This is a genomic window from Pedococcus sp. P2_E5 (assembly GCF_056403895.1).
In genome coordinates, this window is sequence record NZ_JBFUEP010000079.1 from 1 (window position 1) to 4,719 (window position 4,719).

6 protein-coding genes and 1 tRNA gene are annotated in these 4,719 nt (G+C 70.0%); 4 read left to right on the forward strand and 3 right to left on the reverse strand.

All coding sequences use genetic code 11. The features are described 5' to 3' along the window. On the reverse strand, nucleotides 1-1,206 hold a 1,206-nt coding region (locus AC1DVZ_RS18680; RefSeq protein ID WP_477619699.1), incomplete at its 3' end, for a radical SAM protein. Further along, on the reverse strand, nucleotides 1,203-1,997 hold the full coding sequence (locus tag AC1DVZ_RS18685; RefSeq protein WP_477619700.1) for a prolipoprotein diacylglyceryl transferase: 795 nt from the start codon (nucleotides 1,995-1,997) through the stop codon (nucleotides 1,203-1,205). The genes AC1DVZ_RS18685 and AC1DVZ_RS18680, both read right to left, overlap by 4 nt. Nucleotides 1,998-2,079: 82 nt before the next feature. On the opposite strand from AC1DVZ_RS18685, the gene AC1DVZ_RS18690 reads away from it, so the two are divergent. Then, a tRNA-Leu gene (locus tag AC1DVZ_RS18690) sits at nucleotides 2,080-2,154 on the forward strand. Between the two features lie 35 nt (nucleotides 2,155-2,189). Here the strand turns inward: AC1DVZ_RS18690 and AC1DVZ_RS18695 are convergent. Then, nucleotides 2,190-2,972, reverse strand: coding sequence for a hypothetical protein (locus AC1DVZ_RS18695; RefSeq protein ID WP_477619701.1), 783 nt, complete (start codon nucleotides 2,970-2,972; stop codon nucleotides 2,190-2,192). A 237-nt stretch (nucleotides 2,973-3,209) separates the two neighbouring features. Here AC1DVZ_RS18695 and AC1DVZ_RS18700 point away from each other — a divergent pair, with 237 nt between their 5' ends. From AC1DVZ_RS18700 to AC1DVZ_RS18710, 3 genes are all read left to right on the forward strand, one after another. Next, nucleotides 3,210-4,076: a Bax inhibitor-1/YccA family protein gene (locus tag AC1DVZ_RS18700; protein WP_477619702.1), complete on the forward strand. Its 867-nt coding sequence runs from the start codon at nucleotides 3,210-3,212 to the stop codon at nucleotides 4,074-4,076. A gap of 52 nt (nucleotides 4,077-4,128) precedes the next feature. Continuing rightward, complete coding sequence (locus AC1DVZ_RS18705) at nucleotides 4,129-4,359, forward strand: hypothetical protein (RefSeq protein ID WP_477619703.1); 231 nt, start codon at nucleotides 4,129-4,131, stop codon at nucleotides 4,357-4,359. A gap of 138 nt (nucleotides 4,360-4,497) precedes the next feature. Further along, on the forward strand, nucleotides 4,498-4,719 hold a 222-nt coding region (locus AC1DVZ_RS18710; RefSeq protein ID WP_477619704.1), incomplete at its 3' end, for a hypothetical protein.

The following is a 4,719-nucleotide window of genomic DNA, read 5'->3' on the forward strand; positions in this document are numbered from 1 at the left end:
CTGCTTCACCGCCGCGCGCAGGGACACCGGCAGCGCGTCGTCGGCGATGCGGTTGGCGAGCACGTCGGGCTCGAGGTCGAGCCACTGCTTGAGGCGCTCGTGTCCGACGAGGGAGACGAGCGAGCGCCACGTGCCCGAGTCGTCGCGCAGGAGGTAGCCGACCGAGCAGCAGTGCGGGTGCGAGCAGGGCAGCGCGGTCAGGTCGCGCCAGGTGACCTGACCGGCCGTCTGCCCATCGAGTCGGGCCAGCACGCCGGTGTGGGTGAGCCGGTCGTGCGGGTCGATGCCGGTGCTGCGGCCCGAGCCGAAGACCGGCTGGATCGTCACTCCGCCGACGAAGGGCGTGTCGAGAGCACGCTTGACCACGAACCCGATCTCGTCGTCATTCACCCCGAGCGCGGCGGTCATCGTGAGGGTGGTGAAGACCCCCGCGGCGGAGAGGCGGTCGATCGCCTGCTCCTTGAACCGGCGGATGTCGGCGCCGCGGTGGTGGGTGGACGCCTGCGCCGACTCGCCGTCGTACTGCAGGTAGACCTCGACCCGGTCGCGGTGGCGGCGTAGCAGGTCGAGCATCGCGTCGTCCTTGGCGATGGTCAGGCCGTTGGTGTTGACCAGCACTCGCACGATCGGTCGGGCAGCGACGGCGTCGAGCAGCTCGGCCAACCAGGGGTAGAGCGTCGGTTCGCCGCCGCTGAGCATGAGGACGTCGATGCGACCGTTCTCTCGGGACAGGCGCGCGTCGATCGAGGCCAGCACCTGGGCCAGCGGCACGACCGAGGCCAGGGCCGGGGCCGACGCGGCGAAGCAGGTCGGGCACTTGAGGTTGCAGTGGTCGAGCAGGTCCTCGAGCAGGATGCACGTGTGCTGGGTCTGCATCTCGGGCAACCCGTAGGCATAGGCGGCAGGGACCGGCGCGAAGTTGCCCGCGACATCCGGCGTGTGCACCTTCGTCGGTGCGGTCCACTGCTCGAGGTAGCTGAGGATCTCGGGCGACTCGTCGTACAGCGTGCGCACCAGGCCGTGCGAGGCGCAGCCGCGTTCCAGCCAGATCCGGCCGTCCCGCTCCACGAGCCACCCCGACAGGCGGACCACCTCGGCGAGGGGCCGGTCGGGGCGCTCCTCGTGGCACAGCGGGCAGAACGCGTTGACGTAACGGTGGATGCGGTCGCCGCGCAACGGCATACCGGGACCGGTGCGGGTGCTCACGCGACCACTGTCTCGTGGCGCAGGCCCCGGAAGGCGCCACGACGCGCCTGCACCGCGATACGGGCAAGGACCAGGGGCACCGTCACCGCCAGGAACAGCTGGGGGCGGGTCAGCCCGAGCCAGGCGACGTCGTTGCCGCGGACGTACTCGAGCAGGAAGCGGGCGATCCCGTAGGCGGCGAGGTACCAGACCAGCAGCTCGCCGCTCGGCACCGGCCGGTAGCGCAGCCACCACCAGATGGCGGCGAACGCGGCAGCGTGGAAGACGATCTCGTAGACGAAGGACGGGTGCAGGGGTATGCCGGCCGGCCCACCTGTGCGCGCGGCCGCCGCGTTGCCGAGGGTGACCCCCCAGGACGTCCCGGTCGGCGTGCCGGGCAGCTCGGTCAGCAGGCAGCCGACCCGCCCCACGGCCATGCCCAGGGCCACGGCGGGGGCGAAGAGGTCACCGGTGCGCGGCCGGTAGCCGCACAGGCGCTTGGCCAGGTGCACGCCGGCCCACGCGCCGACCAGCCCGCCCAGGATGCTGCGGTTGCCGTAGGCCCACTGCTCGGCGAGCGAGGCGTTCCGGCGCAGGTCGACGTGCTGCAGCCAGGTGCCGAGTCGCATGAACACCGCGCCCCCGACCAGCCCGCCCGTGACCACCGCGAGCAGTCGCTCGTCGGTGATGCCCCGGCGGCGCGCCTCGAGGGCGAAGATGCCGATGGCCGTGAGGACCCCGAGCGCGACGAAGACGGAGTGCGTGTCGACAGCGAGCTCGAACCCGAGCAGATCCCCCAATGTCGGAAACACGGCCTCCCCCTTCTGGTCGGGGCCAAGCGTCGCACGACTGGAGCATGGAACGACGGCGACGCGCGCGCGGCATACTTGGCCCGCCCCCGTGGCCCAACTGGCAGAGGCAGGCGACTTAAAATCGCCACAGGTACGGGTTCGATCCCCGTCGGGGGCACCGTCGGAAGCGAACGCCCGTCAGCCGAGGGACGGTCAGTCGAGGGAACAGGGGATCCTGGTGGCCTGCGCCGCCGCCTTCTCATAGGCCGCGAGCTGCTTCTCCCCGGCCTTCCAGTTCTTCCGCCACGCCGCGGTCGCCTGGGCGGGGGTCAGGTGACCCATGCGCAGCATCTCCATGTCGTGCACGTGGTGCTCCCAGGTGGACACGGCAGTGCGCGCCCGGGCCAGTGCCGTGCTGCGGGCCGTGATGGCGCTGGCGCAGCTCTTGATCGCGACGACCTCTCCGTAGGGCGCCGCGTCGGCCACTGCCTGGTCGAGGGCGGGGCAGCTTGCCGCGTTCCCGGCGAGCTCCTTGTCGGCGCGGCGGAAGGCGGTTGCGTTCTGGGTCGCCTTGACGCGGGTCTCGTCCCAGAAGGTCGTCGCCACCGAGAGGGAGATCTTGCCCGCGACCAGCAGGTTCATGGCGTCGATGTGCTTGTCGAACTGGGCCAGGGACACCTCCGCCGCGCTCAACGGAGCCTGCTGACGCAGGTTGGCCAGTCGGCACGTCTCCGCAGCCTCACCCAGCTCCTCCGATCCCGGTCCGGCACCTGGGGCCCGACCTGCCGCGGTCGCCGTGACGGTCGTCGCCGCGCTGGGGACCGTGCCCGTCGCCGAGGAAGGGCTGCCCGCGAGCCGGCTCGGCGCACCCGAGTCGGCCGTGCCGAATATCTGGCGCGTCACCACGAAGGACAGGACCAGGGCGAGCAGACTGGCGAGGACGAAGACGAGGATTCTGCCCGGGCTGGACGGTGCCTGCTCGTCATCGAAGGACATGGCTCTCACCTGCTCTCAAAGGGGGACGTTCCAGTATTTGCACTCTTCTGGCCACACCACGTCCCTCAGAAGGGTCATCGCAGCTCACCCAAATGGTGGACAGGTCACCCAAATGGTGAAAATGGGACCACGGCGCTGGTCCCGACCCTGTGGATGGGAACTTCCGGGGCCTCCCCGCACGTACTCTGGGGTGAGCGGCCGACCGCAGCGCCGCCCTACGCCTCCAAGGAGACACGCATGGCCAGCAACCCGGTGTTCGACCGGATCGAGAAGGAATCCCGTCAGGGCTACGCCGGGTTCGGCCGCGGCGGAGCGCCGGCCCAGCAGGCGAGCGCCGGCATGGCGGCCACCGACGGCATGAGCAGCCAGCAGCTCCAGGACCTGTACAACCAGCCCGCCGCCGGCCCGGTCCAGACCAAGCGCCTCACCATCGACGACGTCGTGATGAAGACGATCGGCCTGTTCGCCATCGTGCTCATCTTCGGCGTCGTCGGCTGGCAGCTCTCGCCGACCTACGGCATCGGGATCTGGGGTGTCGGTCTCGTCGGGATCCTGGGGCTGGGCCTCGTGATCGCGTTCAAGAAGACGATCAGCGTGCCCCTGATCCTCGCGTACGCCGTGTTCGAGGGCCTGTTCGTCGGCGCCATCAGCGAGTCCTACAGCACGTACTTCGACCGTGGCGCGGACACCCCGATCTTCCAGGGGATCGTGGCCCAGGCGGTCTTGGCGACCCTCTCCGTGTTCGCCGGCATGCTGCTCGCCTACAAGACCGGCATCATCAAGGTGACCGAGAAGTTCCGGCGCATCGTGACGATGGCTGTCATCGGCTACGTGATCTTCGGGCTCATCAACCTCGTCTACGCCATGGTGTCAGGCAACTCCTTCGGCATCGGCGGTTCGGGAGCGCTGGGCATCGGCATCTCGCTGTTCGCCATCGGTCTGGCGTCGGCGATGCTGGCGCTCGACTTCGACTCGATCGACCGGGCCATCGCCGCGGGCGCTCCCGAGAAGTACTCGTGGCTGCTCGCGCACGGCCTCATCGTCACCCTGGTGTGGCTCTACCTCGAGATCCTGCGCCTGCTCGGGCGTCTGCGCAGCAACTAGCGTGTCCCCGAAATCACCTGTCCCGCAGGAGGTTTCGGCGCAACTTCAACGCGTGGTCCGGCGGTGGCAGCAGCTGCCGCTGGACCACGCGCTGTCGTGTATGCCGCGGGTGCGGCTGCTGCTCGACGACCTCGCCGGCGCTGCTGGCCCCGTCCCGGACCTCGGGCCGGCGGTGGTCATGGACCAGCTGACCGTCCTGGTCTACGACGTGTGCGAGTCGGGCGGGGTGGCGACGTCTCCTCTGGCCCAGCGCCTCGGTGAGCTGCGCCGCGAACTGGGCTGACCGGCAAACCCGGTTGCTTGGGGCTTCGACAGTGGACAACTGGTGCCGTATCGGCGCCGTGTCGGTGCCGTATCGGGTTGCGATGCAACGGGTTTCGCGAATCGTTGCGTTGTCAGAGGTGGTTGTTAGGTTGGTTGGATGTCCGGGGGGATGTCGTTCGAGGAGCGCCGCGCAGCGGTCGAGCTGGCGTGTGTCGCGCTGGCCGGGGTCGAGGGTGAGCTGTGGTCCGCGGGCGGGGCCGAGCTGGGTGGGTTCGCGGGCCTGCTCGACCAGCTGGGTGCGCGCGTGGACGCCGCGCGGGTGGAGGTGGTGCGTGAGGCTGTCGACCGCGGTGAGGCCGGGGCTGGCCGGTGCGGTGCG

What these genes read in the sequence shown, in the direction of transcription:
- AC1DVZ_RS18700 (WP_477619702.1), top strand. Translation starts at nt 3,210, where the DNA reads ATGGCCAGCAACCCGGTGTTCGACCGGATCGAGAAGGAATCCCGTCAG.
- AC1DVZ_RS18695 (WP_477619701.1), bottom strand. Translation starts at nt 2,972, where the DNA reads ATGTCCTTCGATGACGAGCAGGCACCGTCCAGCCCGGGCAGAATCCTC.